This window comes from Kaistia nematophila (assembly GCF_026343855.1).
In the GTDB taxonomy this organism is placed as follows: domain Bacteria; phylum Pseudomonadota; class Alphaproteobacteria; order Rhizobiales; family Kaistiaceae; genus Kaistia; species Kaistia nematophila.
Genome location: NZ_JAPKNK010000004.1, coordinates 159,795 through 185,131, shown reverse-complemented (window position 1 = coordinate 185,131; position 25,337 = coordinate 159,795). Strand labels below are relative to the sequence as shown.

Here is a 25,337-nt window from a genome sequence, read left to right as displayed (position 1 = left end):
GAGGAGGGCCGCAGGCGCCCTATGACCACCGATCGAGTTCGTCGGCGACCCGCGCCGTCAGGGTCTCGAGGTCGTCGCTCCGGAAGAACTGGTCGCTGCGCCGGCGGACGATGTCCTCCGCCGTGGCGGCGAGTTCGGCCCGCGCGAAGAAGGCGATCTCGCCGCGGGTCAGGCGGCCATCGGCCGAGACCGGCTCGCCGCCTTCCTTCCGGATCCATTCCGCCACACGCGAAGCGCGGTTGCCATAGGTGTCGGCCAGGCGCTCGGCGAGCGCGGCGTCGAGCCCGCCCGCGACCAGATCCCGGATGATGTCCGCCCGCCGAAAGTCGCGGCCGCCGCCGATGGCGAGATGCGCGGTCGAGAGGGTGCGAGCCCGCCCGAGCTCGGCGAGGACGGCGTCGGCGGCATCCTCGGCCATGCGGCGGAAGGTCGTCCACTTGCCGCCGATGATGGTGATGAGCGCCACGCCCTTCGGCTGGTGCTGGATGACGGCGTGGCTGCGGCTGCGACTGGTCAGGTCGGCCGTCTTCGAGCGGATCAGCGGCCGCACGCCGACGATCCGGCCGGTGATGGCCGTTCGCGTCACGCCATGGCCGGGGAGGGCGGCGTCGAGCGCCTTGAGCAGATAGTCTTCGTCCGCCGGGCGGATGGTCGCCTCGTCCGGATCGTCGCAGGCGAATTCGGTGGTGCCGAGCAGCAGGCGATTTCCGGCCAGTCGATAAAGCACGCAGAGCCGGCGCTTGGCCGGGTCGGCGTGATGGTCCTCGAAGAACAGCAGGTCGTCCCTGAGGCTCGCGGCGATCGATGGCGCATCGATGACCACATGGATGCCGGCGACGCCGCCGGTCATGCGCCCGGTGATGCCGAACAGCGCCGCCACCTTGTCGGCATGGGCGCCGCCGGCATTGACGACGACGCGGGCCTCAACCGTGAAAGTCGCGCCGGAGAGGCGGTCCTCCAGCGTCAGCGTGCAGCCGTCGGCGCCGGCAAGCCGGCAATAGTTGAGCGCGGCGGAACCACTTCCTGCCGCGACACCGTCCTCGACCAGTTCGACGGCGATCCGTTCCGGCGCGTGGATGCGGCCCTCCTGGGTCCAGATCGCGCCGGCGAAGGCCTGGCCGAGATAGGGGAAGAGACGCCGCGCGCTCGCGCCCATCGCCGCGCCGCCGCGGGCGAGCGCCCGCCTGCGGCCGGCCAGCGCGTCATAGAGGCGGACGCCGATCGTCATCGGCACCACGCCCGGCATGCCGCGTCCCGGCATCAGCTTCAGGAAGCGGAACGGCGCGGCGAGCAGCCCGCCAAGGCGCGTGCGGAGCGGCAGCACGACGCGAACCGGGCGGATGACATGCGGGGCGTTGGCGACCAGCAGGTCGCGTTCGATCACCGATTCCCGCACGAGGCCGACATCGCCGCGCTCGAGATAGCGGAAGCCGCCATGGGCGATGCGGGTGAGGGCGCCGCTGGCGCCGCTGGCGAAATCGTCGCGCTCGACCAGCAGCACGCGAAGCCCCTGCAGGGCGAGGTCGCGAAATGTGCCGGCGCCGGTGATGCCGCCGCCGACGACCACCGCGTCGAAGCGGTTGTCGGCGGCGATCTCCGCCTCCATCCGCCGCCGGTCGAGCGTCGGTTCGCCGGGGCTCACCTTGCCCCCGGGGTCAGTTCCACCTCTTCGAAGGAGCGGATTTCCGCGAAGCGGGCATCGGGCGGGGTGTCTTCGCGCAACACATGCACATTGGGGACACCGGCCGCCGTCGCCGCCACCAGCTCGCGCGGATTGTCGGAGAAGAACAGCAGCCGCTCCGGCGCGACGCCGATCGCTTCGGCGATTTTGCCATAGGAGGCCGTCTCGACCTTGGCGCCGGTGTCGGTGTCGAAATGGCCCTTGAACAGGAAGCGCAGGTCGCCAGCCCTATTGAACTGGAAGAACTGCACCTGCGACTGGATCGAGCCGGACGAGAAGATGTAGAGCGGGATGCCGGCGGCGTGCCAGCGCTTCAGCACGGCGAGCGCATCGGCGTAGATGTGGCCCTTGAAGGCGCCCTCGGCATAGCCGTTTTCCCAGATCAGGCCCTGGATCTTCTTCAGCGGCGGCGCCTTCCTGTCCTCGGCGAGCCAGCCGAGCAGCGTCTCGACCGGATCGGCATCCGAACCGGAAAGCACGACCGTGTCGGCCAGGATCTTCTGGATCACCGGATCGTCGCGATGCGCCGCGACATAGGCCGGCATGTGCCGGCGCAGATAGCCGTAGAGCACCTCGATCACATAGGGCTGCGAGCTGATCGTGCCCTCGATGTCGAGCAGCACCACGTCCGGGGAAAAGGTCAGCTGGGTCATGCCGGCTCAGCCCTTCGCATGCGGATCGAGGCCGGTGCCCTCGAAGCGCGGGATCGCGTCGAGCAAGGCGCCGAGGTCGGTGAAGCGGCCCGGGTTCTTCAGCACCTCGCGGGCGAAGGCCAGCGCGTCGGCCTGCATCTCGGCGCGCCGCTTCGTGTCCTCTATCACGCCAAAATCGGCGATCTGGGCGTAGGAGATGACGCGGCGGATCATCTTGATCGCGGCGAAGGCGACGAAATCGGCGAAGATCGCGTCGACATAGTCGCGCCGGATCGTGGCGAGGCGCGCCGCGCCGGCCGGGCCGGAGAAATGCGCGGCGGGGTAGAGGTCGCCGCCGGTGTCGGGGTTCTGCTCCCAGATGGCGACGAATTCGTGCCGGAAGCTGTCCCAGAGCACGGCGACCTGTTCGAGCAGCCACTGGCGATGGCTGTCGCGCTCATCGGCCGGGCGGTCATAGCCGCCCTGCGCATACCAGTTCAGGATCAGGTTCGCCGCATAGGCGCCGAGGTCGAAGCCGATCGGGCCGAAGGTCGAGAACTCGCCGTCGATGACGCGGGTGTCGTCCTCCGTCACCATCACCGAGCCGGAATGCAGGTCGCCATGCAGCAGCGCCTGGCGGTTGCTCAGGAAGGCGCTGCGGTGGCGGGCGACGGCCGTCTTCAGCTCGATATCGTCGCGGAACGCCTTGGCCCAGGCGTCGAGCTCGGGCACGAAGCGGTTGCGCCACGTCTCCTGGTAGGGATCGAGGAAGATCAGGTCGACGCTGATGCGGAGCAGCGAGCGGTTGGCGGCGAAGAGGCCGATATCCTCGAACTTGCGCTCGAACGGCACGCCGAGGTCGGAGGTGTGGAAGGCGGCCTGGGCGACATAGCGGCCGACATCGGCGGAGGCCTTCGGGTAGCGGAGGCCCTCGATCAGGCCGCCGCGCAGCACGATGTGCGGCGTGAGCTTCTCGATCACCAGGAACTGCAGCACGGGATCGAAATGCAGCAGCTTGGGCGCCAGCGCGCCGACGATCGGATCGAGCCGGCGCATGTAGCTCGCCTCGAAGAACGCCCGGTCTTCCGCCAGCGGCCAGCTCTCGCCGTGATAGCGCACCCAGGGGAGCGCCTGCTTGGCGCAGATGCCGCCCTTCGGACCGTCGACGAGATAGACCGCGTTGATATAGCCGTCGGCGACGTCGCGGATCGTCCATTCGGACGGGGCGCCGCCGAGGATGGCGGCGATCTCCGTCAGGGTCGCCAGATGCGGGATGATGTCGGCCTGGGCCAGGACGCGATAGCCGTCGGTGCGGGCGTTCAATACTGCGGACATGGATCCTCCTGATCGCGCCTTGACATCATTTAACGCCGCCATGCGCAAGACCCTCGACCAGATGCTTCTGCATCAGGAGGGCGATGGCATAGATCGGCACGATGCCGGCAAGGGAAGCGGCGGCCATCTGGCCGAAATTGACGAGTCGGTCGCCCTGGAACAGCGAGATGCCGACGGTCAGCGTGCGCATGCTGTCGGACAGCGTCAGGCCGGACGCCAGCAGGAATTCGTTGAAGCTCAGGATGACGACGATGAGCGAGGTGGCGGCGATCCCCGGCGCGATCATCGGCGCGACGATGGAGACCAGCGTGCGCAGGCGGCCGGCGCCGTCGAGCGCCGCCGCTTCCTCGATCTCGACGGGCACGCGGCGCAGGAAGGGCGCCAGCAGCCAGAAGGCGACCGGGATGTTGAGGAGGCCGTTGACCAGGATCAGCCCGGCATGGGTGTTCAGGAGCCCGATCGTCTTCAACAGGAAGAAGAATGGCAGCAGCGCCACGATCGGCGGCGCGATGTAGCTCGCGAGCGTCGCCTGCGGCAGGAACTTCTTGCCGATGCCGAGCCGGATCATCGCATAGGCGGCCGGCAGCGTGATGGCGATCGTCAGCACGCCGGAGAGCACGGAGACGACGACCGAATTCAGGATGAAGGTCGAGAGCGACGTCGCCTCGAACGCCGCCGGCCAGTTGGCGAGCGTCGGGTCGGTCGGCCAGAACCGGCCCGCCAGCACGTCGTCCGGCCGCTTGAACGAGACAGAGAGCAGATAGGCGACGGGGAGCAGGAAGAAGCCGACGGCGAAGACGGCGGCCAGGACCTGCAGGGCGCGCATCGACGGCCGGGTCATGAATAATACTCCGACGCGCGCTGGTGCAGCCTGGCGACGGGGATCGTCACGATGCCGATGACGATGGCGAAGATGAGCGTCTGCGCGGCGGCGCGGCCGACGTCGAACTGCTCGAAGGCGAGCCGCCAGATTCCGAAGGTGGCGTTGGTGGTGGTGAAGCCGGGGCCGCCGAAGGTCAGCACATAGACGAGGTCGAACAGCTTGAAGCCGATGATCAGCTTCAGGAGGAAGATCGAGGCGAGGGGGGCCGCGACCAGCGGCAGGATGACATGCCGCAGGCGCTGCCAGCGGCCGGCGCCGTCGATCATCGACGCCTCGCGCACGCCGTCGGGCAGGCTGACCAGCGCGGCGAAGCAGAGGATCGTCACGAAAGGCACCCACTGCCAGAGGTCGGCGATGCCGATCGAGATCCAGGACAGAGTCGGGCTGGCGAGGAACGACATCGGTTGGTCGATGACGCCCCAGGAGAGCAGGATGCCGTTCACAAGACCGCCGGAGGGGGCGAGGATCAGCTTCCAGGCGATGCCGACCATGACCGGCGGCGTCATAAGCGGCAGCAGCACGAGGGTGAGCAGGAAACGGCCGGCCTTGAGCAGGGCGACGAACAGGCTCGCCAGCGCGAAGCCGATGACGAGCTCGACCGTCGCCGAGGCGAAGGCGAAGGCGATGCTCTTCAGCACGGCGCTGTGGAAATTCGGGTCGAGCAGCGCGCGGGTGACCTGCTTCAGGCCGACAAAGGCGCCGAATGGCTTGCCGAGCGTGCTCTTGGTTAACGCAAGGCTAACAAGAAAGATCGTCGGATAGACGGTCGTGACCAGGAGCGAGACGACGAGCGGCGCGACCCAGAGGAACTTTCGCCAGTCGCGCGGCAGGGTCGGCGCGTTGCCCCGCGCTGCGGCAAGACGGCCCGGATCGGCGCGTTCGGCCTCGGGAATGCTGGTCATGCTTTTCCTCTGGCGGCGAGGCGCCTCGAGCCGCCCGGCCGCGATCTCAGATTGCGACGCCCGGCCCGGATGGCATGGCGACGGTCGCGACGCCATTAGCATGCTCTGTCACAAAAGAAAGATCCCACCCGCGAAAGCGGGTGGGATCGTGTCAAATCAAGCCGTTACTCCGCCAGGATCTGCTGCCACTGGGTGTGCGCGTCCTTGATCGCCTCCTCGGCGGTCTTGGTGCCGGCGAGCGCCAGCGCCAGCTCGTCGGCCAGCGCCTGCTGGAGCTTCGGCGATGCCGGCGTCGTCGGCCAGGGCAGACTCTGGCCGAGCGCGTTCGAAAGCGCCGCCTGCACTTGCGGCGCGAAAGCCTTGTACTTGTCGGAATCGAGCAGCGACTGGCGGGCCGGATCGATGCCGCTGCCGGTCAGGAGCAGCAGCTCCTCCTGGTATGCCGGGCTGGTCGCGAACTTGATCAGCTGCCAGGCGGCGTCCTTCTTGGCCGAGCCGGAGGAGACGCCAAGTGCGAAGCCGGCGTTCAGCGCCAGGCGCGGCTGGGTGTTGCTGCCGCCGACGGGGATCTGCGTCACGCCCCACTTGTCGACGATCTGCGAGCCCTTCGGATCCTGGGCATAGACGCCGAGGTCGCTCCAGAACTCGATGAAGCCGACCTTGCCGCCGAGGAACGCCGGCAGGCCTTCCTCGAAGCGGGTCTCGAGCGGCGTCGGCAGAGCGTAGGGATTGGCGGCGACGAGCGCCTTGGCGGCGGCGACCGCCGCCTCGCTGTCGAGCGCCGAGCTGCCGTCGTCGTTCAGGAACTTGCCGCCGAAGCCGGCGAGGCGGTTGGCGTAGCTCGAGCCGATGATGATCGGCGCCTTGCCGCCGAGCACGGCCGCGCCATAGATGCCGTTCTTCGATTCTGCGGCGGTGATCTTCTCGATCGCGGCGAGGTATTCTTCCCAGGTCTTCGGCACGGCGACGCCGTTCCGGTCGAGGATCTCCTTGTTGTAGAAGAGGAGATGCGCGTCGCCATCATAGGGCAGGCCGAAGCGCTTGCCGTCGTGCAGCGTGTAGGCGTCGTAGACCAGCGGCAGGAAATCGTCCGGCTTGACCTCGGCCTTGTCGCGCTCGATCCACGCCGTCACGTCCTCGATCACGCCGTCCTCGGCGAGCTGGCCCTTGGTCGGGTACCAATAGTCGACGACGTCGAACTCGTTGACGCCGGACTGGACGTCGAGCGTCGCCTTGGCCTGGATCTGGTCGTAGGGAACGACGGTGACGTTGACCTTGGCGCCGGTCGCCGCCTCGAAATCGGCGGCCAGCTTGTTGCCGGAGACCGTGTGCGGCTGGATGACGAGCAGGTTGAGGCTCTGCCCGGCCAGCGGCTTGTCGGCGGCGAAGCCGGGACCGGCCAGGATCGGCAGCATGGCCGCGGCGGCCGCACCCTGAAGGAACCCGCGACGGCTTACGCCGCCGAACTCGTTGCGCGACCGCGACATCGGTTTGTCTCTCCTGCTCCGCCCGCGCTTCCAACATGGTGGCCGGGACTCGTTTCGGGCCGAAGTCTCCTCGAACGGCCCTGCGTCGTCGAAGCATTTAATTCCAATGCAAAGTGATATTCAGGATTATTTTCTATCACATTCGTCTAGAGGCCAGCCCGCGGCGTTCTCCCTGGCCTTCGCTAGCATGAGCGACTTATTTCGGCTGTCGAACTCTTCGGCCGCCCGCAGCATCCGAGCCGGCCTCCTGTCGCATCCGCCGCGGGCCGGCGATCTGCGCCGGCTTGACGCTGGGGGCGAACGCCCGTCGACTGGGCGGCCATCATGCTGGCTGCGAGGTTTCCGTCCCGATGCGCAATCTGATCACCGACGTTCCGGGCCTCAGGGTCGGCAACGCCACCGACCTCGGACTTGCCTCCGGCGTCACCGTCGTTGTGTTCGATGAGGCCGCCGTCGCCTCGGTCGATGTGCGTGGCGGCGGCCCGGGAACGCGCGAGACGGATCTGCTCGAGCCGCACGAGACGGTCGGCGCCATCCATGCGGTCGTGCTTTCCGGCGGCTCGGCGTTCGGGCTCGACGCCGCTTCCGGCGTCATGGCCGCGCTCGCCGAACGCGGGGTTGGCTTCGAGGTCGGCACCGCCCGCGTCCCGATCGTGCCGGGCGCGGTCCTGTTCGACCTGCTGAATGGCGGCGACAAGGATTGGGGCCGGTTTCCGCCCTATCGCGATCTCGGCCACGCTGCCGTCGAGGCGGCCGGGCTCGACTTTCCGCTCGGCACGGTCGGCGCCGGCACCGGCGCCACGACCGTCAACCTGAAGGGCGGGCTCGGCTCCGCCTCGATGATCGCGGCCTCCGGCCACCGGGTCGGCGCGCTCGTCGCGGTCAATGCCTGCGGCTCCGTCAATCTGGGCGAAGGACCGCATTTCTGGGCGGCGCCATTCGAGCAGGCGGGCGAGTTCGGCGGCCTCGGCTTGCCGCATCCGCTGCCCGCCTTGCCGGCGCGGCCGCCGCTGAAGGGGCTGTCGTCCGGCGCCAACACGACGATCGCCGTCGTCGCCACAGACGCTGTCCTGACCAAGGCGCAGTGCAAGCGCCTCGCCGTTATGGCGCATGACGGCTACGCGCACGCCATCTGGCCCGTGCACACGCCGCTCGATGGCGACACCATCTTCGCCACCGCAACCGCCCGCAAGCCGCTCGCCGATCCGGTCTTCGACCTGGCGCTGATCGGCGACGCCATCGTGCGCACGCTCGCCCGCGCCTCGGCTCGCGCCGTCCATGAGGCGACCGCCCTGCCGCAGCCCGGCACGCTCCCGGCCTGGCGCGACGTCTGGGGCGAGTAGCGCCAGGCCGCTCGCCGCATTTTCCAGACGGACCATGACGTCCTCCGGATCGGATTCCGGGGGACGTTCTCGTCTGCGCGCGCCGTCATCCGGGGCGTTCTCGGCGTCGGGACGAGGGGCTCTGGCGGCTTGACAAGCGGGCGTTCGCAGCTACGCTATCAAATATGAAACGTGAGTTTACCAGATGAACTCAATTGCCGACAGTGACCGATATTCGATCCGGGCCGTGGATCGCGCGATCGACGTGATCCAGTGCCTCGCGGCCAGCGACTCGGCCTTGACCGCCGACGAGATCGCGGCCGCCATCGGCCTGCCCAAGAGCACCGTTTTCCGCGTGCTGGCGACTCTGCTCGGGCGTGGGCTGCTCGATCGCGACCCGGAGCGGCAGACCTTCCGCTTCGGCACGCTGGCGCTGCTGGTCGGGGTGCGGGCGCTCGGCGATCTCGACGTCAAGCGCGTCGCCCGGCCGATCATCGAGCAGCTGGCGGAAGCGACCGGCGAGACGGTGCACCTGTCGGTGCTGAACGAGCGGTCGGCGCTCTGCATCGACAAGATCGACAGCAAGCGCGCGGTGCGGATGTCGTCCTATGTCGGCTTCCGCGATCCGCTGCATTGCAGCGGCGTCGGCAAGATCCTGCTCGCCTTCCAGGACGAAGCGGCGCGCGAGGCGCTGATCGAGAGGATCGGCTTCGAGAAGCACACCGAGCGCACCATCACCGACCCCGCGGCGCTGCGCGCGCATCTGCGCCAGATCGTGGCGCTCGGCCACGCGGTCGACCACGAGGAGATCGAGGACGGGTTGAGCTGCGTCGCCGCGCCGGTCCGCGACCACACCGGCAAGGTCGTCGCCGCGATCAGCAATTCCGGGCCGACTTATCGCCTCGACGAAGCCGCCATGCGCGATCTCGTCGGGGTCGTGCGCGAGCACGCCGCCCGCATCTCCGCCGCCCTCGGATATCTTGCCAGGAAGCCTGCCCGATGATCATCGACGTCCATAGTCACACGCCGCAATTCCGCGACCGCGTTCCCGCCGACAAGCTGGTGATCAACACGGCCTGGCGGCCCGACCGCCCGGTGCAGGGCAACTACAGCTGGAACGACTACATGGCGGCGCAGGCGCCGGCCGAAAAATCCATCGTCTTCGGCATCGCCTGGGAGCCCGGCGAACGCGTTGGCGGCACCAATGGCTTCGGCGATGTCGGCGACGTCGCCGATGGCGTCAACGATTCCACCGCCGCCTTCGTCCGCGCCTTCCCCGATCGGCTGATCGGCTTCATGGCGGTGCACCCGCATGACCGCAAGGCGCTGGACGAGATGGAGCGCAGCCGGGTCGATCTCGGGCTGCGCGGCGTCAAGCTCGGCGCCAACTACCAGATCTTCGATCCGCTGGAGAGCCGGGCGCTGGCGATCTACCAGTATGCCCAGGAGCACGGCCTGCCGATCCTGTTCCACATCGGCACCTCGGCGGTGCGCATGGCGCCGATCGCCTCGGCCCATCCGCTGGTCGTCGACGAGATCGCCATGCGCTACCCCAATCTGAAGATCGTCATGGCCCATATGGGCCATCCCTGGACGGTCGATACGGCGGTGGTGGTGCGCAAGCATCCGAACGTCTTCACCGACATTTCGGGCCTGCTCTACCGCCCCTACACATTCTACGAGGCGATGATCAAGGCGACCGAGTGGAACGTGCTCGACAAGATCCTGTTCGGTTCTGACTACCCGATCACCACGCCGGCCGAGACCCTCGAAGGCCTGTGCAACGTCAACGCGATCGTCGAAGGCACCAGGCTGCCGCGCGTCCCGCTCGACCGCATCGAGCAGATCATCCACCGCGACAGCCTGGCGCTGCTCGGCCTGAACTGACGCCACAGGACCCGGATTCCGCCATGACCTTTCAGAACTCTGCCATGACGTTCCAGAATTCCGCCGATCTCTATGCCCGCGCCACAAGGGTGATCCCGGGCGGGGTCAATTCCGCCACGCGCCGCCTCGCCCGCCCGATGGCGTGGGAATGGGCCGAGGGCGCCTATATGCGCGACGTCGACGGCAACACCTTCCTCGACTATCACGCCGCCTTCGGGCCGATCGTGCTCGGCCACAGGCATCCGGGCGTCACCGCCGCCGTGGCCGAGGCGATCGAGGGCCTCGACATGGTCGGCGTCGGCGTCACGGAGCGCGAGATCCAGCTCGCCGAGAAGGTGGTCGAGCATGTGCCGTCGGCCGAGATGGCGCTCGCCTTCTCGACCGGCTCGGAAGCGACCTACATGGCGGTGCGCCTGGCGCGCGGCGTCACCGGCCGCACCAAGCTGATCAAGTTCCAGGGCACGTTCCATGGCTGGCACGACTATCTGCTGATGAACGTCATCACCCCGGCCGAGAAGATCGGCCAGAAGGATCCGGGATGCGCCGGGCAGCTCGCCGATGCGGTCGAGAACACGCTGATCTGCCGCTTCAACGACCTTGATTCCGTCGAACGGACGATCGCCGCCCATCCCGGCGAGATCGCCGCGATCTTCCTCGAGGCCATCCCGCACAATATCGGCTGCGTGCTGCCGACCCAGGCCTTCGTCGAGGGCCTGCGCCAGATCTGCGATGCGCATGGCATCATCCTGGTGTTCGACGAGGTGATCACCGGCTTTCGCCACGGCCTCGGCGGCTACCAGGCCAAGCTCGGCGTCACGCCGGACCTCACCACCATGGCGAAGGCGATCGCCAATGGCTATCCCTGCGCCGTGATCGCCGGCCGTCGCGACCTGATGATGCAGTTCTCGACGGCGCCCGGCGGCAAGGTGTTCGTCGGCGGCACCTATAATGGCCACCCGGTCGGCGCGGCAGCGGCGCTCGCCACCATCGCCGCCATGGAGGACGGCTCGGTGCACCGGCACCTGTTCGCGCTCGGCGAGCATGCGCGCAGCGGTATCCAGTCGATCGCGGACCGCCTCGGCATCCGGATGACGGTCGGCGGCTATGGCTCGGTGTTCACGCCCTATTTCATGGACGGGCCGATCGACCGCTACGAGGACCTGCTGCGCAACGACAACGCCAGCGACGTGGCGTTCCGCAGTGCCATGGTCGACCAGGGCATCTTCATGCTGCCCATGGCGCTGAAGCGCAATCACATCAGCGCGGCGCATACGCTGGCCGATGTCGAGCGCACCCTCGATATCGCCGAGACGGTGCTGAAGACCCTGCGCTAGCCCTGCGCGGGATCTCCAGCGCGACGGCTTGGCCGATCGTCGCGCCGCTTCGGCCGGAACAGTCTTGGCCGCCGGCCATCTTCAGGGCAATCCCGCCAGACATCGAGATATTGCATCGCAGCAGTCGATGCTGCGATGCATCAAGTCCAGGAATTCGTTCCGTCGATGTCTGCGGAACACTCCGTGTATTTAGTTTGGATCCCAAAGTGTAAACCCGGACTTGCACTTTCGGGCGCTTCGGGCTTTGCTGCGCTCCGTCTTGTCGTTCGCTGGGAATATTTCAAAAATCCCGGCGTTCTGTAGATGCTACGCAAACGTTTGCGTAACCTGGAGGAGAGAGTCCCAAGATGAATTTTCCGGCCATCGACGAAAGCGTCCGGGTTGCCCGCCTCGCGCCGCATGTCCGCAAGGCCCGGGTCGTGATCGACACGGATACGTTCAACGAGATCGATGATCAGTTCGCCATCGTCTACGCGCTTCTTTCCGAGGATCGCATGACGACGGAAGCCATCTATGCGGCTCCCTATTTCAATTCGCGCTCGACCGGCCCCGCCGACGGCATGGAGAAGAGCTACGAGGAAATCCTCCGCCTGCTCGAGCTGATGGGCCGCCCGGCGGACGGCTTCGTGTTCAAGGGCTCGACCGACTATGTCGGCGCCGGCCTGAAGCCACAGCGCAACGCGGCGGTGGAGGACCTGATCGCGCGCGCCATGGCCTCGACCCCGGAGGACCCGCTCTACATCATCGCTCTGGCGGCGATCACCAATGTCGCCTCGGCCATCATGATCGAGCCGCGCATCATCGACAGGATCGTCGTCTGCTGGCTGGGCGGCCATTCGTTCCAGTGGCCGCATACGCGCGAGTTCAACCTGAAGCAGGACGTCCCCGGCGCCCGCGTGCTGTTCGACAGCGGCGTGCCGCTGGTGATGTTGCCTTGCGAGGGCGTCGTCTCGACCTTGAGCACCACGATTCCCGAGCTCGAACGCTATGTCGAGCCGTCGGGTCCGCTCGGCGCCTTCCTCGCCGGCCGCGTCAAGGGCTACGAGGACGAGGACAAGCATATCGGCTGGTCGAAGCCGATCTGGGACATGGCGCCGGTCGCCTACCTGATCGACGCCAGCTGGACCCCCTCGACGCTGGTGCCGAGCCCGATCCTCACCCCGGAAGTGACGTGGAGCTTCGACAATTCGCGCCACCTCATCCGCTACGTCCACCGGATCGATCGCGATGCGATCTTCCGCGATTTCTTCGTGAAGCTCGCGGCGTTCGCGAAGTCGAAATAGGCCGGCGGACGGCCGCCACGGCCGGAAACAGGTCCTGGAATACCGGCGGAGCGATCCGCCGGCCCACTGTTCGACGCCCGGGCGCTCGATCCAGGAAAATCGATCGCATCTCCGGGTCTTTTGGGAGGAGACCAACATGAAGCATCGTTCGCTTACCCTAAGACTGACGGCGGCGATCCTGTTCGCCGGGGCAGCGACCCTGTCGCTCGCGCCGGCCCAGGCCGAAGACGTCACCATCAACTTCCTGCATGCGCAGAACGAGCGCACCTACGGTCCGGCGATCGAGGCGTTCGAGAAGGCCAATCCCGGTATCAAGATCCGCCAGCAGATCGTGCCCTTCGACCAGCTGAATGCGCAGATCCAGGCCCGCATCGGCGCCGGCGACGACAGCATCGACATCTATGGCGCCGACGAGCCGCGCGTGCCGGCTCTCGCCAAGCGCGGCCTGCTCAAGGACCTGTCGTCGGAGACCGAGAAGGTCACCGCCGCGACGACGCCGGAGGCCGTTTCGGCGACCAGCGCCGGCGGCAAGCTCTACGCGCTGCCGCAATGGACCTCGACGCAGCTGCTCTTCTACAACAAGGAACTGCTCGAGAAGGCCGGCATCGAGCCGCCCTCGGCCGATCCGGCGAAGCGCATGACCTGGGACGAGCTGCTTGCCAATGCCAAGAAGGCGCAGGCGGCCGGCGCCAAGTACGGCTTCGGCTTCGAGCAGGTCGACCGCTACTACCAGCTGCAGCCGCTGTTCGAATCGAGCGGCGCGGGCTCGGGCCTGAAGGGCGACGACCTGCTGACGCCGGACGTCAACAGCCCCAAATGGGTCGAGACCCTGACCTGGTACGGTGATCTCTACAAGTCGGGCCTGTCGCCGCGCGGCATCCCGGCCGAGCAGATGTCGCCCCTGTTCCTGAATGGCCAGATCGCCTATTTCGTCGCCGGCCCGTGGAACTTCTACGATTTCGGCAAGTCCGAGAGCCTCAAGTGGGGTATCGCGCCGCATCCCTATTTCACGGGTGGCAAGCCGGTCACGGCGACGGATTCGTGGGCGGTCGGCATCAGCCCGCACAGCAAGCATCCGGAAGAGGCGCTGAAGTTCGCCGCCTATACGACGATCGACGACGAGGGCGCGCTGCTGACCACGGCCGCCAACCCGCTGCCGCCGGCCAACAAGGCTGCCTTCGTCAAGAACGTCGAGGAACAGACCAAGCTCGGCGGTGCTTCGACGGCCCCCTATGGCGACCTGCTCGCCTATGAACTGTCGAAGACCTCGGTCAGCCGTCCGCGCACCATCGGCTATGTCGCCTTCGAGGAAGTCATGAACAAGGCGTTCAGCGACGTCCGCAACGGCGCCGACCCGAAGGCGACGCTCGACCGGGCCGAGAAGCAGCTGAAGGCAACCTTCGGCCGCCTGAAGTAAGCCGGCGCCAGAGGGGGAGGGATGCCCTTGGCCACCATCAAGGACATCGCTCTCGCCCTCGGCATCGCGCCTTCGACGGTTTCGCGCGGCCTGAACGGGCAGCCTGGACTGTCGGAGGAGGTCCGGCAGAGGATCGTCGAGACGGCGGCGCGCGTCGGTTACCGCCCCAGCGGGATCGCGCGCGCGCTGCGCAGCAAGACGACCCGGACGATCGGCCTGATCGTTCCGAGCATCCTCAATCCCTTCTTCACCGACCTGGCCTACGCGGTCGAACTGGCGGCGCGCGCCAGGGGCTTCAGCGTCATCGTCGGCAATTCCGACGAGGAGCCGAGCCACGAGACCGAATATCTGCGGATCATGATCGAGCGCGGCGTGGACGGGTTGCTGGTCGCGCCCAGCCGCGATCGCAACGCGATGCTGACAGAGCTGCATGAGGGTGGAACGCCGATGATCTTCCTGGACCGCAAGGTTCCGGGGCTCGACGTGCCGACCGTCGACGTCGATCCCGAGCCGGCGATCCGCGCGCTGGCCCGGCGGATGGCGGCACTCGGCTTTCGCCGCGTCGGCATCGTGCGCGGGCCGGACGGCGTTGGCGTGGCGCGGGAGCGCACGGCGCGGATGGTGCGGGCCGGCGAGGCGAGCGGGCTTGTCTTCGAGCCGCGGCACCAGTTCGCCGGCAATTTCACGGTCGACGGCGGCAAGGCTGCCTTCGCCGCCCTGAGCCAGGACATGCCCGATGCGATCTTTCTTACCAACAACCTGATGACGCAGGGTTTTCTGCTGGCCGCTGCCGAGGCGGGCACCGGCGTCGGCCGGGAGATCGCCATCGCGACCTTCGACGATGTGCCGCTGTTTCAGCTCTACAACCCGCCGATCACGGCGATCGTCCAGCCGACTCGCCGGATGGGCGAGATGGCGGTCGACATGCTGCTGAGACGCATTGCCGGCGAGCGGGTCTCGTCGGCCCGCCTCGCAGCGGATGTGGTTTTCCGCGCTTCGTTCAGCGAAGCGCGCCCCTTCTGAGGACGATTGGATGACGCGCGTTCGACAAAGCCGGTTTGCATGGATCGGTCACAACGAGGCCCTGGTAGGCCTGCTCATGCTGTGTCCGGTCTTCATCGCGCTGATCGTGCTGCGGCTCTGGCCGGCCGGGATCGCGCTGGTCCATTCGCTGACCTCCGACGAGCCGGGTGGCGGTTTTGACCTCGCCACCTACTCCTATCTGTTCCAGGACCCGACCTTCCTGAACTCGCTGTTCCGTACGGCCATCTTCTCGATTGTCATCAACCCGCTGCAGATCCTGCTCGCCCTGGCGATGGCGCTGCTGATGAACCAGAAGATGAAACTCGACGGCGTCTGGCGGACGCTGATCCTGCTGCCGGTCGTCATCCCGCAGAGCATCTCGGCGATCATCTGGGGCGTCGCGCTCCGGCCCGACGGGCCGATCAACGCCGTGCTGGTGTCGCTCGGCCTGCCGGAGCAGGGCTTCCTCACCTCGACGACCCAGGCGATGCCGAGCCTGATGGTGGTGGTGAGCTGGGTCGGCTGCGGCTACTGGATGACGTTCCTGCTCGCCGGTCTGAAGGACATTCCGGTCTCGCTCTACGAGGCCGCCCGGCTCGACGGCGCCAATCGCCGGCAGCAGCTCTGGAACATCACGCTGCCGATGCTGCGCCGGCCGCTCCTGTTCGTGCTCGTCGCCGACACCGTCGCGAACTTTCTCGTCTTCGCGCCGGTGCAGATCCTGACCGGCGGCGGGCCGGAGGAAACCACCAATCTGATCATGTCCGAGATCTACACGCGAACCTTCGTCTATGGCGACGACAAGGGTGGCGCCGCCGCGACGGTCATCCTCGTCGCGGTGGTGCTCGTCGTCGTGCTGATCCAGTTCCGAATGATGCGGGGGAGGGGCGCGTGATGACCCAGGCCGATACCGTGAAGTCGTCGCGTTTCGCGCTTTTCGGCGCCGTGCTGGTGGCGGCGCTGTCGATGGCGCCGCTCTACTGGGCGCTGATCTCGTCGCTCCGGCCGAGCGAGGACATCTTCCGCTACATCTCTGAGGTCAGCCTCTGGATGTTCGTGCCGAACCGGATCACCTTCGACAACCTCATCAATGTCTGGAGCGGCCCCTTCGCCCGGGCGATGATGAATTCCGTCATCGTCACGCTGGCGACGATCGTGCTCGGGCTCGTCATGTGCTCGATGGCGGCCTTCGCGCTGGCGCGGCTCGAAATTCCCGGCAAGCGGGCGATCTTCTCGATCGTCATCGTCAGTTTCCTGGTGCCGTTCGACGCAATCGCGGTGCCGCTGCTCAGCCTGTTCCGCAGCTTCGGCATGCAGAACACCTATCTCGGCATCATCCTGCCCGGCATCGGCAACGGCTTCGCCGTGTTCATGCTGCGGCAGTTCTTCCTCGGCATCCCGAAGGAGCTTTCCGACGCGGCGCGGGTCGACGGACTCGGCTGGTGGGGCATCTTCACCCGCATCTACCTGCCGCTTTCCAAGCCGGCGCTTATCTCGGCCGGCCTGATCCTGTTCGTGTTCCAGTGGCAGGCCTTCCTCTGGCCGCTGCTGATCGCTCCGGATCCCGACTACAAGGTCGCCGCCGTCGCCATCGCCGATTTCGCCGGCCAGTTTTCAACCGATTTCGGCTCGATGTTCGCGGCCGCCGTGGTCGTCTCCGTCGTGCCGCTGGTGATCCTGCTGGTCTTCCAGCGCTATTTCACGGCCTCGGTCGCCTCGAGCGGCAGCAAGGAATAGCGCCGATCACATGGAGCGGGGGGCGGTCGGCATCCCCTTTCTCTGTGTTTTGGGGCCGGTTCAGACGGCGCGGGACATCGTTGCCCGGCCGCTGGTCAAGTCGGCGACCATCTGGCGGATCTCCTCGACCCTGTCCTCGTGGATCGCTGCGACGAGTTCGCAGCCTGTAGCCGTGTAGGCCTGCGTCAGCACCTGCGCCGCCGGATGGGCAGCAAGCCGCGTCTGCAGCAGCGCCAGATCGCCGAAGCCGCAGGCAATCGTCGCCTCGCGGGTGCGGATGATCGGCACCTTCGCCGCGGCGCGCAGGCAGGTTGCCGCTGTGCCGCCATAGGCGCGGATCAGGCCGCCGCCGCCGAGCAGGATGCCGCCGAACCAGCGGGTGACGACGACCGCGACGCCGTCGAGCGACTGTCCCTCGATCGCCTGCAGGATCGGTTTCCCGGCGGTGCTGCTCGGCTCGCCGTCATCGCTGAAGCGATAACTCTGGCCGATCTTCCACGCCCAGCAATTATGGTTCGCGGCCGGGTCGGAATGAGCGGCGATGAATTCCTTCGCCGCGGCCTCCGACGAGACGGGGCCGGCCGCCGCGATGAAGCGGCTCTTGCGGATTTCCTGCCGGAAGGTTTCCGTCCCTTCCAGGGTGAACATCGTCGTCATGGTCGTCTTTCCAGCCGCGCGCGCTCTTCCATGCGCGGTGTGGCGCCGGCGATCAAGCTGCTGCCGCCCGCTTCGCGTCAGGAACGGGGAAGGATGAAGGCGACCTGCAGGCCGGTTCCGTCCGTCCGGTTGCTGAGTTCGAGCCCGACGCCCAGGCGCTGGGCGGCGATCGCGACGATGGTGAGGCCCAGCCCGGTTCCGGAGGGGCTCCGGTTGCGGCCGCGATAGAAGCGCTGCGTGACGAGATCGAGTTCCTCGTCCGGAATGCCGGGCCCCTGGTCGGCGATCAGGATGCCGGTCGCGCCCGGCATGGGCCGCCACGACACGACGCCCTCCTCCGGCATGTGCTGGATGGCGTTTTCGTGCACGTTGCGGAGCGCCAGCATCCAGGTCTCGCGCGGGCCGGGCAGGCGGATCTCGGCGAGCGCCGGGTCAATGTCGACACGGATGTTCGCCGCCGGCGGGCTGGTCGAGACGATTTCCGCCAGCAGGTCGGAGGCCCGGTGCGACAGCGTCCGTGCGACCGGGCTTTCCGCCTCGAGCTTGGTCAGGGCCAGCAGCTGGCGGACCAGCCGCGTCGTGCGGTCGACGGAGACGAGGATCTGCGACAGCGCGTGGTCGCGCACCGCCGGGTCGGAGGCGGCGCGCGCGATCTGGGTCTGGGTCTTCAGCCCGGCGAGCGGCGTGCGCAGTTCATGCGCCGCGAAGGCGGTGATCTCGCGCTCGTGCCGGCGCGCCGCCTCGACCTTGTCGAACAGCGCGTTGAGCGCTCTGGCGAGCGGCTGCAGTTCCGTCGGCAGCTTGCCGGCGTCGAGCGGGCGCATGTCCTCGGCGTCGCGCTGCTCGAGGTCTTCGGCCATGTCGCGTAGCGGCCGCAGCCCGCGTCCGAGGCTCGCCCAGATCAGCAGGCCGAGCACCGGCAGCATCAGCAGCGCCGGCGCCAGCAGGCCGATGATCAGGTCGGTGACGAGCTTCTGGCGCAGGCCGATGCGGTCGCCCACCATGACGCGCACGCGCTTGACCGGATCTTCGATCGAATAGACCCGCCAGGATTCGCCGGCGACGACCCGGTCCGAATATCCGTCCACATTGTCGGCCAGTTGCACGGCTGGCGCGCCGGTCGAGCGGGCGACGAGCCGGCCGTCCAGCGACCAGATCTGGCAGGAGAGCTGGCGCTCGTAGCTGGAAGTCTCGGGCAGGAGCAGGGCCTGGCCGCCTGCACCGCCGGAGGCCGGCAGGTTGTGGCCGTCGACGAGCGAATGCACCATTCGCGCCGCTTCCTGCAGCCTCGTGTCGAGCACATGCTCGAGTTCCGAACGGCTGCTGACATAGATCCACGCCCCGGCGACCAGCCAGATGATGCCGGTCGCCGCGACCAGAATGGCGAAAAGGCGCCGCTTCAGCGAGTTCATGTCGCCGACCGGATGCGATAGCCGAGGCCGCGCACGGTTTCGACCGCAGTTCGGCCAATCTTGTTGCGCAGATTGTGGATGTGAACCTCGACCGCGTTGCTTTCGACCTCTTCCTGCCAGCCATAGAGCCGGTCCTCGATTTCGCTCTTCGAGCGGACCGTTCCCGGTCGCTCCATCAGCGCGGCCAGCACGGAGAACTCCCGTCGCGACAGCGAGACGGGCTCGCCGGCGACGGTGACCGAGAGCGTCGACGGGTCGAGCGCGATGGCGCCGGCCTGCATCAGCGGAGCGGCGCGGCCGGCGTTGCGGCGCGCCACCGCCCGCACCCTTGCCGCCAGCTCGTCCAGATCGAAGGGCTTGCCGATATGGTCGTCGGCGCCGCTGTCGAGCCCGAGGATCCGGTCGGCGGTTTCATCCAGCGCGGTCAGGAGCACGACCGGCGTCGTGTCGCCCGCGCCGCGCATCTCGCCGAGCACGTCGAGGCCGGAGCCGTCCGGCAGCATCCGGTCGAGCACGATCGCGTCGAAGCGCGAGGTGGCGAGCGCCGCGCGCGCATCGGCGCAGGTCGCGACGCCATCGACGGTCACGCCGCCGAGCGCCAGGCCGACCTTGATGCCGTCGAGAAGGATCGGGTCGTCTTCGACGACGAGAACGCGCATTCTCGTTTCCCTTTGCCTGCTTGCCTTTGCGAGGCTGTTGCCAGATCGCGTCCGGTATTCCGTCCGCGCCTTAAGGCTGGCTTAAGGTGGCGATCTCATGTCGCTCCTCGCAATCACACGGGGTCGCGATGCCGCAAAAGCTGATTCACCGTACGATCCTCGCGATCGTCTGTCTCGTTGCGCTGCTTGGCGGCGCGGCCGTCGCCAAGGTTCCGCTGCCGGTCGACGACGCGTTCCGCCTGCAGGTCGAGCGCGATGCCAAGGCCGGCCTCCAGCTCGAATGGCAGATCGCGCCGGGCCACTACCTCTATCGCGAAAAGATCCTCGTCGCCGGCGACAAGGCGCTTGTCGTGACCACGCCGCCGGGCGAGATGAAGGACGATCCGAACTTCGGATCGACCGAAATCTACCACAACCAGATCACGGTGCGGCTCGGCGAGACGCAGTCTTCGGGCTCGCTCCGCATCACCTACCAGGGCTGCGCCGAGGACGGCATCTGCTATCCGCCGGTGACAAAGGCGCTCGATCTCGCGTCGCTCGCGCTGAGCGACGTCGAAACCGGATTCGGCTTTGGCGCTCCGGAGGGCGGGGCCCCGGAGACGGCTCCCGCGACGACCGCCGTGACGCAGGCCTCCTTCGCGGATGCCGGCGCTCCGGCCCAGGTCCCTGGAATCCCGGTGGCGTCCGATTCCGCCTCGCTGATGTCCGGCAATCTGGCCTGGACGCTGGTCGCCTTCCTCGGCTTCGGGCTGCTCTTGTCTCTTACGCCCTGCGTCTTCCCGATGATCCCGATCCTCTCCGGCATGCTGGCGCGCTCCGGAGAAAGCCTGTCGGCGCGGCGCGGTTTCGCGCTTTCTTCCGTCTATGTCGTCGCCATGGCGCTGGCCTATGGCGCGCTCGGCCTCGTCGCCGCTTGGTCGGGAGAGAACCTGCAGGTCGTGCTGCAGGCGCCTTGGGCGCTCGGCCTGATGGCGGCGGTCTTCGTGCTGCTCGCCTTGTCCATGTTCGGTCTGTTTGAACTGCAGGCGCCGGCGCGCTGGAGCGGATGGATCGCCGGCCGCACGCAGGGCCGCGCCGGATCGGTCGCCGGGGCGGCCGCGCTCGGCTTCGGCTCGGCGCTGATCGTCGGGCCCTGCGTCACGCCGCCGCTCGCCGCGGCGCTTCTCTATGTCGCCCAGACCGGCGATGGCGCGCGCGGCGCGGCGGCGCTTTTCGCGCTCGGCCTCGGCATGGGCCTGCCCCTGATCGTGTTCGGCACCTTTGGCGGCCGCTTCCTGCCGAAATCCGGCGCCTGGCTGGTGCGGGTCAAGCAGGCCTTCGGCATCATCTTCCTCGGGCTTGCCGCCGCCATGGTGCTGCGCGTCCTGCCCGGGGCCTTTGCCTTGCCCGTCTGGGGCGTCGGCGCGCTCGGCGCCGCCGTGTTCCTGGGCGCGTTCGATGCGCTCGACGCGACGACCGGATCCTGGCGGCGACTGCGGAAATCGGCCGGCCTGGCAGCCGCCGTCTATGGCGCGGCGCTGATCGTCGGCTTCGCCGGCGGAGCGACCGATCCCATGCGCCCGCTCGCCTTTCTCGCCGGGGCGGGAGCCGCCCCCGTAGCGGCATCGCCGGCGCTGGTCGTGCACTCGGAAGCCGCCTTCGACCAGGCGGTGTCGGCGGCCGAGGCGGATGGCCGCCCCATTCTCGTCGCCTTTACCGCCGACTGGTGCACCGTGTGCAAGTCGAATGACCGCGTCCTGGCCGAGCCCGGCCTTGCGACGCCGCTGTCGAACGTCGCCTTCATCAAGGCCGATGTCACCCGGGACGGCGAGGACAGCCGACGGCTGATGCGGCGCTTCGGTGTCGTCGGGCCGCCGACGATGTTTCTGCTTGGCCCGGCCGGGGCGGAGATCGCCGGCTCGCGCCTGATCGGGGCGGTTTCCCTCGCCGACCTCACCCAACGTCTCGAGCGTATCGAGCAGCCTGGTCGCGTTGCCCCCGAGCCGACCGCTTTTCCAGAATGGAGCCCCTCATGAACCGCCGTTTCTTCCTCGGTCTCGCCGCCGCCGGCCTCGCCGGCTCCTCCGCCCTGATGCTGGGCGGCAACGCCGCTTTGGCGAAGAGCGTCGACGTGAGTTCGGTGCTGCGGGACCCCGAAGCGCCGGTCGGCGGCAATCCGCGCGGCGATGTCACGATCGTCGCCTTCTTCGATTACAACTGCCCCTACTGCAAGCTTTCGGCCGTCGACCTGGCCCGCGTTGTCAAAGAGGATGGCCGCATCCGGCTCGTCTACAAGGACTGGGCCATTCTTTCGGCCGCCTCCGTCCAGGGCGCGCAATACGCGCTCGCGGCCAAGTACCAGGGCAAGTATGTCGCGGCCCACAATGCGCTGATGCGCCTTTCGGGCGGGCATCGGTCCGGCGCGGAGATGCTGCAGGCGATCAAGGCCTCCGGCGTCGACGTGAACCGCCTGCAGGCGGATCTCTCGGCGCATGGCCCGCAGATCTCGGCGCTGATGAAGCGCAACCACGCCCAGGCGCTCGGGCTCGGCATGAACGGCACGCCGACCTACCTGATCGGCGATTTCCGCACCTCGACTCTCGACTATAACGGCTTTAAGCAGGCGGTCGCCGAGGCGCGGCGCCGGCAGGCGGTCAATTGATCCTGCCCGCCGAACCACCACTCCCATCTCCCCGAACCGGAAATCTCCCCCCGATGTCCTTCGTCCCGATGCGCGCTGCCCGGCAAGCGGCCGTCGCGCTTCTGCTTCCCATCGCGCTCGCCGCCTGCGCCTCGACGGGCCCGCGTCCCGACGCCACCGCCACCCTGGTCGTCGACCCGCAGGTCGCCAGCCACTACGCGGCGATCGACACGGAGAAGTTCCCGGTTCCTGCGGTTGCGCTCGACAAGCTGAAGCCGCGCAACATCCGCACCCAGGTCGAGTATCCGACCGACCAGCCGCCGGGTACGATCGTCGTCGACCCGCATGAGCGCTATCTCTATCTCGTGCAGGAGGGCGGCACGGCGATGCGCTACGGCGTCGGCGTCGGCAAGGCGGGGCTCGAATTCGCCGGCACCGCCAATGTCCAGTACAAGCGCCAGTGGCCGCGCTGGACGCCGACGCAGGATATGATCGCCCGCTCGCCGGAGATCAACCAGCAATGGGCGGGCGGCATGGAGGGTGGGCCTGAAAACCCGCTCGGCGCCCGCGCGCTCTACCTGTTCAAGGATGGCAAGGACACGCTCTACCGCATCCATGGCACCAACCAGCCCTGGTCGATCGGCGAGGCGGTTTCCTCCGGCTGCATCCGCATGATGAACCAGGACGTCATCGACCTCTATGGCCGCGTTCCCGACGGCTCCAAGGTCGTGGTGCTCTGAAGCGATCGCGGGGCTCTCCGGCCGGAGAGCCCCGTCTTTCCGCTTATCGCTCGGCTGGCTCCAATATGTCGCCGATGAGGCTCAGCGTGTTGCGCAGCGACGTGTCGAGATGCACGCGCATCGCTTCCATGGCGCGATCCCCGTCCCGCGCGGCGAGAGCGGCGAGGATCGCCTGGTGCTGGGCGATGGTCGTCTCGCCCGAACCGGGGCGGGGCAGCGCCAGATAGCGGCCGCGATCCATCTGCGCCTTGGAGATATCGACCGCCCGCCACAGCATGGAGAGATTGTTGATCTCGGCGATGGTGCGGTGGAATTGGTCGTCGAGGCGGATCGCGTCGGTGTAGCGCTTGCGGCCGATCGCGGTCTGGTGCTGGCCGATGATGTCTTCCAGCTCCTCGAGATGCTCCTTGCGGATCTTCGCCGCCGCGCGACGCACGCTCTCGACCTCGAGCGCGTTGCGGATCACATAGGCTTCCTCGAGGGCGTCGCGCGAGATGCCGGCGACGAAGGTGCCTGTCTGGGCATAGACGTTGATCAGGCCCTCGTCGCTCAGCCGCTTCACCGCCTCGCGCACCGGCGTGCGCGACACGCCGAGCTGCTCGGCGATCTCGACCTCGTTGACGGACTGGCCGGGACGCAGCTGGCCGATGATGATCAGCGTGCGGACGAGTTGGTAGATCTGGTCGCGCAGCGGCGATTTGCGATCGAGGTTGACGAGCTGCAATTGCAGCAATGCCGCTTCGGCCACCCGTTCAGACCTTTCTCAAATCGCCGGTGCCGGCCAAGCCGGTCCGGGCATCCAGCAGCATCGCTCGGCTTTCGCGGCCGCACGACCTGTTTCGTATTACTGTTATATTAGTCTGGCGCATGGTCGCAAGCATAGCCGCCTCGGATCGGGGAAGCCGGCAATCCGCTCCCTTTTGTTGGAATCTGGAAGAAGTTGATCGTTTTCAACGATATGCCAGACAAAACCATACCGCAACATTCATGAATTGAATCCACAGCCTCGCCTCCAACTTGGCGTTGAAGGCTGCTTGACACGTTACACTAATATAACAGACAGTGCCGTCGTGCTTCGGCCGACTGAGGAGGCGGTCGATGCGCGCAGGGGAGGAGACCTCGCAACGTCGCGCCATTCACCCGGAGTCCGCCAGGACTGCCGGCGGAGGATCGCGCCCGAACGGCGACCGTTCGCTTCCCCGGCATGCAGATGGGGCCTGCCGCGAGACCGGCGGGTTCGAGAGGGAGGAAGAGCGAGATGGCGGATCCAAACAACTATCCGAAGCTGCACAACGCCGCGTGGCCGGGCGTCGTCGGCAAGGGCGGGGAGGGCGGCGAGCCCGTCATCCCGCTCGACACCCTGTTGGAGCTGACCGCCAAGGCGGAAGTCGACGGACAGAAATTCGACGGCATCGATCTCTGGCTGGCCGATCCGCATCTCTCGATCGACAGCGACCGCGACCAGGTCAAGCGCATGGTCGACCATATCGCGAGCTACGGCCTCAAGGTCGGCTCGTTCGTGGCGCCGATCTGGGCGGGCGCCGGCGGTGGCTCGGCCATGGGCTCGGCCGATGACCGCAAGCGCTTCGTCTCGCAGGTTCGCAAGGCCGCGCAAATCGGCGAACAGATGCGCGAACTCGGCATCCGGCCGACCGGCGGCATCCGCATCGATTCCTCCACCGGCGTCGGCGACTGGGACAAGGATCCCGTCGGCAACACCAAGCTGATCGCCGAGACGTTCCGCGAGGCCGGCAAGGCGGCGCAGGACCATGGCGAGTTCGTCGTCGCCGAGGGCGAGATCTGCTGGGGCGGCATGCAGTCCTGGCGCGAGAATGTCCGCCTGCTCGAGGAAGTCGGCATGCCCGGGATCGTCGGCTACCAGGCCGACATGGCGCATTCGATGCTCTTCACCCTCGGTTACAACGCCGAGAAGGATCGCCTGCTTCCCGAGGGCTATGACTGGCAGGACCGCTCGGTCCTCGACGCGGCCTACAAGACGGTCGCCGACGCGCTCCGCCCCTGGACCTACGATTTCCACGTCGCCCAGAACGACGGCACCGTGTTCGGCTCCGGCGACCACGAGAAGACCGGCCGCCACGTCCAGGTCACCGACCCGAACGGCAAGCTCGATGTCACCAAGCATGCCGGCTACTGGCTGCGCGACGACGCGGGCAACCTGACCAAGAAGATGCGCCACATCGCCTGGGACGGCTGCATGTTCCCCAATTCGGTGATGACCGCGCAGCAGACCTGGAACGACGTTCTGGGGGCGATGATCAAGGTGCGCGACGCCCATGGCTGGCGCGAATAAGGCTCCGGGGGATTT

Annotated in this window: 23 protein-coding genes; 13 read left to right on the top strand and 10 right to left on the bottom strand. The window is 67.5% G+C overall.

Annotated features, from left to right (window positions below):
- Positions 1-19: 19 nt before the first annotated feature.
- From OSH07_RS11695 to OSH07_RS11670, 6 genes are all read right to left on the bottom strand, one after another.
- Entirely contained in the window at positions 20-1,642 is a 1,623-nt protein-coding gene (locus OSH07_RS11695; RefSeq protein WP_266338829.1) for a glycerol-3-phosphate dehydrogenase/oxidase, read from the bottom strand.
- Positions 1,639-2,334, bottom strand: a complete 696-nt coding sequence (gene mtnC, locus OSH07_RS11690; protein ID WP_266338828.1) for an acireductone synthase — start codon at positions 2,332-2,334, stop codon at positions 1,639-1,641. Before mtnC ends, OSH07_RS11695 begins: the two co-directional genes overlap by 4 nt.
- A gap of 6 nt (positions 2,335-2,340) precedes the next feature.
- The gene (mtnK, locus tag OSH07_RS11685; RefSeq protein ID WP_266338827.1) at positions 2,341-3,648 is read right to left on the bottom strand and encodes an S-methyl-5-thioribose kinase; all 1,308 of its coding nucleotides are present in this window, start codon (positions 3,646-3,648) and stop codon (positions 2,341-2,343) included.
- 25 nt (positions 3,649-3,673) lie between these two features.
- On the bottom strand, positions 3,674-4,489 hold the full coding sequence (locus tag OSH07_RS11680) for a carbohydrate ABC transporter permease (RefSeq protein ID WP_266338826.1): 816 nt from the start codon (positions 4,487-4,489) through the stop codon (positions 3,674-3,676).
- Positions 4,486-5,433 (bottom strand): carbohydrate ABC transporter permease, encoded by a 948-nt coding sequence (locus tag OSH07_RS11675; RefSeq protein ID WP_266338825.1) that lies wholly within the window; start codon positions 5,431-5,433, stop codon positions 4,486-4,488. Before OSH07_RS11675 ends, OSH07_RS11680 begins: the two co-directional genes overlap by 4 nt.
- 164 nt (positions 5,434-5,597) lie before the next feature.
- Entirely contained in the window at positions 5,598-6,920 is a 1,323-nt protein-coding gene (locus OSH07_RS11670; RefSeq protein WP_266338824.1) for an ABC transporter substrate-binding protein, read from the bottom strand.
- 350 nt (positions 6,921-7,270) lie between these two features.
- Between OSH07_RS11670 and OSH07_RS11665 the strand changes: the two genes are divergently transcribed.
- The 9 genes from OSH07_RS11665 to OSH07_RS11625 all read left to right on the top strand — a co-directional run bounded on the left by OSH07_RS11665 (position 7,271) and on the right by OSH07_RS11625 (position 16,923).
- Positions 7,271-8,263 (top strand): P1 family peptidase, encoded by a 993-nt coding sequence (locus OSH07_RS11665; protein WP_266338823.1) that lies wholly within the window; start codon positions 7,271-7,273, stop codon positions 8,261-8,263.
- Positions 8,264-8,447: 184 nt separating this feature from the next.
- Positions 8,448-9,245 carry an IclR family transcriptional regulator gene (locus OSH07_RS11660; RefSeq protein WP_266338822.1) on the top strand — a complete coding sequence of 266 codons (798 nt, stop codon included), beginning with the start codon at positions 8,448-8,450 and terminating at the stop codon, positions 9,243-9,245.
- Complete coding sequence (locus tag OSH07_RS11655) at positions 9,242-10,129, top strand: amidohydrolase family protein (RefSeq protein WP_266338821.1); 888 nt, start codon at positions 9,242-9,244, stop codon at positions 10,127-10,129. Before OSH07_RS11660 ends, OSH07_RS11655 begins: the two co-directional genes overlap by 4 nt.
- Positions 10,130-10,152: 23 nt before the next feature.
- Entirely contained in the window at positions 10,153-11,463 is a 1,311-nt protein-coding gene (locus OSH07_RS11650) for an aspartate aminotransferase family protein (RefSeq protein WP_266338820.1), read from the top strand.
- 347 nt (positions 11,464-11,810) lie between these two features.
- Positions 11,811-12,746, top strand: coding sequence for a nucleoside hydrolase (locus OSH07_RS11645; protein ID WP_266338819.1), 936 nt, complete (start codon positions 11,811-11,813; stop codon positions 12,744-12,746).
- A gap of 136 nt (positions 12,747-12,882) precedes the next feature.
- Complete coding sequence (locus tag OSH07_RS11640; protein WP_266338818.1) at positions 12,883-14,163, top strand: sugar ABC transporter substrate-binding protein; 1,281 nt, start codon at positions 12,883-12,885, stop codon at positions 14,161-14,163.
- Between the two features lie 27 nt (positions 14,164-14,190).
- The gene (locus tag OSH07_RS11635) at positions 14,191-15,186 is read left to right on the top strand and encodes a LacI family DNA-binding transcriptional regulator (RefSeq protein WP_266338817.1); all 996 of its coding nucleotides are present in this window, start codon (positions 14,191-14,193) and stop codon (positions 15,184-15,186) included.
- A 10-nt stretch (positions 15,187-15,196) separates the two neighbouring features.
- The gene (locus OSH07_RS11630) at positions 15,197-16,081 is read left to right on the top strand and encodes a carbohydrate ABC transporter permease (RefSeq protein ID WP_266338816.1); all 885 of its coding nucleotides are present in this window, start codon (positions 15,197-15,199) and stop codon (positions 16,079-16,081) included.
- A complete protein-coding gene (locus tag OSH07_RS11625; RefSeq protein WP_266338815.1) occupies positions 16,081-16,923 on the top strand; it encodes a carbohydrate ABC transporter permease in 843 nt (280 codons plus the stop codon). The genes OSH07_RS11630 and OSH07_RS11625 overlap by 1 nt, the downstream gene beginning before the upstream one ends.
- Positions 16,924-16,983: 60 nt before the next feature.
- On the opposite strand, the gene OSH07_RS11620 is transcribed toward OSH07_RS11625, so the two are convergent.
- From OSH07_RS11620 to OSH07_RS11610, 3 genes are all read right to left on the bottom strand, one after another.
- Positions 16,984-17,571: an IMPACT family protein gene (locus tag OSH07_RS11620; protein WP_266339078.1), complete on the bottom strand. Its 588-nt coding sequence runs from the start codon at positions 17,569-17,571 to the stop codon at positions 16,984-16,986.
- A gap of 86 nt (positions 17,572-17,657) precedes the next feature.
- Positions 17,658-18,992 (bottom strand): ATP-binding protein, encoded by a 1,335-nt coding sequence (locus OSH07_RS11615; RefSeq protein ID WP_266338814.1) that lies wholly within the window; start codon positions 18,990-18,992, stop codon positions 17,658-17,660.
- A complete protein-coding gene (locus tag OSH07_RS11610) occupies positions 18,989-19,651 on the bottom strand; it encodes a response regulator (RefSeq protein WP_266338813.1) in 663 nt (220 codons plus the stop codon). The genes OSH07_RS11615 and OSH07_RS11610 overlap by 4 nt, the downstream gene beginning before the upstream one ends.
- 128 nt (positions 19,652-19,779) lie before the next feature.
- Between OSH07_RS11610 and dsbD the strand changes: the two genes are divergently transcribed.
- Genes dsbD through OSH07_RS11595 form a run of 3 tightly spaced genes read left to right on the top strand, consistent with a single transcriptional unit; the run spans position 19,780 to position 23,011 of the window.
- A complete protein-coding gene (gene dsbD, locus OSH07_RS11605) occupies positions 19,780-21,666 on the top strand; it encodes a protein-disulfide reductase DsbD (RefSeq protein ID WP_266338812.1) in 1,887 nt (628 codons plus the stop codon).
- Positions 21,663-22,292: a DsbA family protein gene (locus OSH07_RS11600; protein ID WP_266338811.1), complete on the top strand. Its 630-nt coding sequence runs from the start codon at positions 21,663-21,665 to the stop codon at positions 22,290-22,292. The genes dsbD and OSH07_RS11600 overlap by 4 nt, the downstream gene beginning before the upstream one ends.
- A gap of 53 nt (positions 22,293-22,345) precedes the next feature.
- Complete coding sequence (locus OSH07_RS11595) at positions 22,346-23,011, top strand: L,D-transpeptidase (RefSeq protein WP_336800958.1); 666 nt, start codon at positions 22,346-22,348, stop codon at positions 23,009-23,011.
- 43 nt (positions 23,012-23,054) lie between these two features.
- Here the strand turns inward: OSH07_RS11595 and OSH07_RS11590 are convergent, their stop codons facing one another.
- Positions 23,055-23,741: a GntR family transcriptional regulator gene (locus tag OSH07_RS11590; protein WP_420909627.1), complete on the bottom strand. Its 687-nt coding sequence runs from the start codon at positions 23,739-23,741 to the stop codon at positions 23,055-23,057.
- A gap of 528 nt (positions 23,742-24,269) precedes the next feature.
- Here OSH07_RS11590 and OSH07_RS11585 point away from each other — a divergent pair.
- Positions 24,270-25,322 (top strand): sugar phosphate isomerase/epimerase family protein, encoded by a 1,053-nt coding sequence (locus OSH07_RS11585; RefSeq protein WP_266338809.1) that lies wholly within the window; start codon positions 24,270-24,272, stop codon positions 25,320-25,322.
- Positions 25,323-25,337 lie beyond the last annotated feature (15 nt).

What these genes read in the sequence shown, in the direction of transcription:
- OSH07_RS11650 (WP_266338820.1), top strand. Translation starts at nt 10,153, where the DNA reads ATGACCTTTCAGAACTCTGCCATGACGTTCCAGAATTCCGCCGATCTC.
- OSH07_RS11675 (WP_266338825.1), bottom strand. Translation starts at nt 5,433, where the DNA reads ATGACCAGCATTCCCGAGGCCGAACGCGCCGATCCGGGCCGTCTTGCC.
- OSH07_RS11680 (WP_266338826.1), bottom strand. Translation starts at nt 4,489, where the DNA reads ATGACCCGGCCGTCGATGCGCGCCCTGCAGGTCCTGGCCGCCGTCTTC.
- OSH07_RS11585 (WP_266338809.1), top strand. Translation starts at nt 24,270, where the DNA reads ATGGCGGATCCAAACAACTATCCGAAGCTGCACAACGCCGCGTGGCCG.
- OSH07_RS11615 (WP_266338814.1), bottom strand. Translation starts at nt 18,992, where the DNA reads ATGAACTCGCTGAAGCGGCGCCTTTTCGCCATTCTGGTCGCGGCGACC.
- OSH07_RS11620 (WP_266339078.1), bottom strand. Translation starts at nt 17,571, where the DNA reads ATGTTCACCCTGGAAGGGACGGAAACCTTCCGGCAGGAAATCCGCAAG.
- OSH07_RS11630 (WP_266338816.1), top strand. Translation starts at nt 15,197, where the DNA reads ATGACGCGCGTTCGACAAAGCCGGTTTGCATGGATCGGTCACAACGAG.
- dsbD (WP_266338812.1), top strand. Translation starts at nt 19,780, where the DNA reads ATGCCGCAAAAGCTGATTCACCGTACGATCCTCGCGATCGTCTGTCTC.
- OSH07_RS11625 (WP_266338815.1), top strand. Translation starts at nt 16,081, where the DNA reads ATGACCCAGGCCGATACCGTGAAGTCGTCGCGTTTCGCGCTTTTCGGC.
- OSH07_RS11665 (WP_266338823.1), top strand. Translation starts at nt 7,271, where the DNA reads ATGCGCAATCTGATCACCGACGTTCCGGGCCTCAGGGTCGGCAACGCC.
- OSH07_RS11655 (WP_266338821.1), top strand. Translation starts at nt 9,242, where the DNA reads ATGATCATCGACGTCCATAGTCACACGCCGCAATTCCGCGACCGCGTT.
- OSH07_RS11610 (WP_266338813.1), bottom strand. Translation starts at nt 19,651, where the DNA reads ATGCGCGTTCTCGTCGTCGAAGACGACCCGATCCTTCTCGACGGCATC.
- OSH07_RS11640 (WP_266338818.1), top strand. Translation starts at nt 12,883, where the DNA reads ATGAAGCATCGTTCGCTTACCCTAAGACTGACGGCGGCGATCCTGTTC.
- OSH07_RS11660 (WP_266338822.1), top strand. Translation starts at nt 8,448, where the DNA reads ATGAACTCAATTGCCGACAGTGACCGATATTCGATCCGGGCCGTGGAT.
- OSH07_RS11595 (WP_336800958.1), top strand. Translation starts at nt 22,346, where the DNA reads ATGTCCTTCGTCCCGATGCGCGCTGCCCGGCAAGCGGCCGTCGCGCTT.
- mtnK (WP_266338827.1), bottom strand. Translation starts at nt 3,648, where the DNA reads ATGTCCGCAGTATTGAACGCCCGCACCGACGGCTATCGCGTCCTGGCC.
- OSH07_RS11645 (WP_266338819.1), top strand. Translation starts at nt 11,811, where the DNA reads ATGAATTTTCCGGCCATCGACGAAAGCGTCCGGGTTGCCCGCCTCGCG.
- OSH07_RS11600 (WP_266338811.1), top strand. Translation starts at nt 21,663, where the DNA reads ATGAACCGCCGTTTCTTCCTCGGTCTCGCCGCCGCCGGCCTCGCCGGC.
- OSH07_RS11670 (WP_266338824.1), bottom strand. Translation starts at nt 6,920, where the DNA reads ATGTCGCGGTCGCGCAACGAGTTCGGCGGCGTAAGCCGTCGCGGGTTC.
- mtnC (WP_266338828.1), bottom strand. Translation starts at nt 2,334, where the DNA reads ATGACCCAGCTGACCTTTTCCCCGGACGTGGTGCTGCTCGACATCGAG.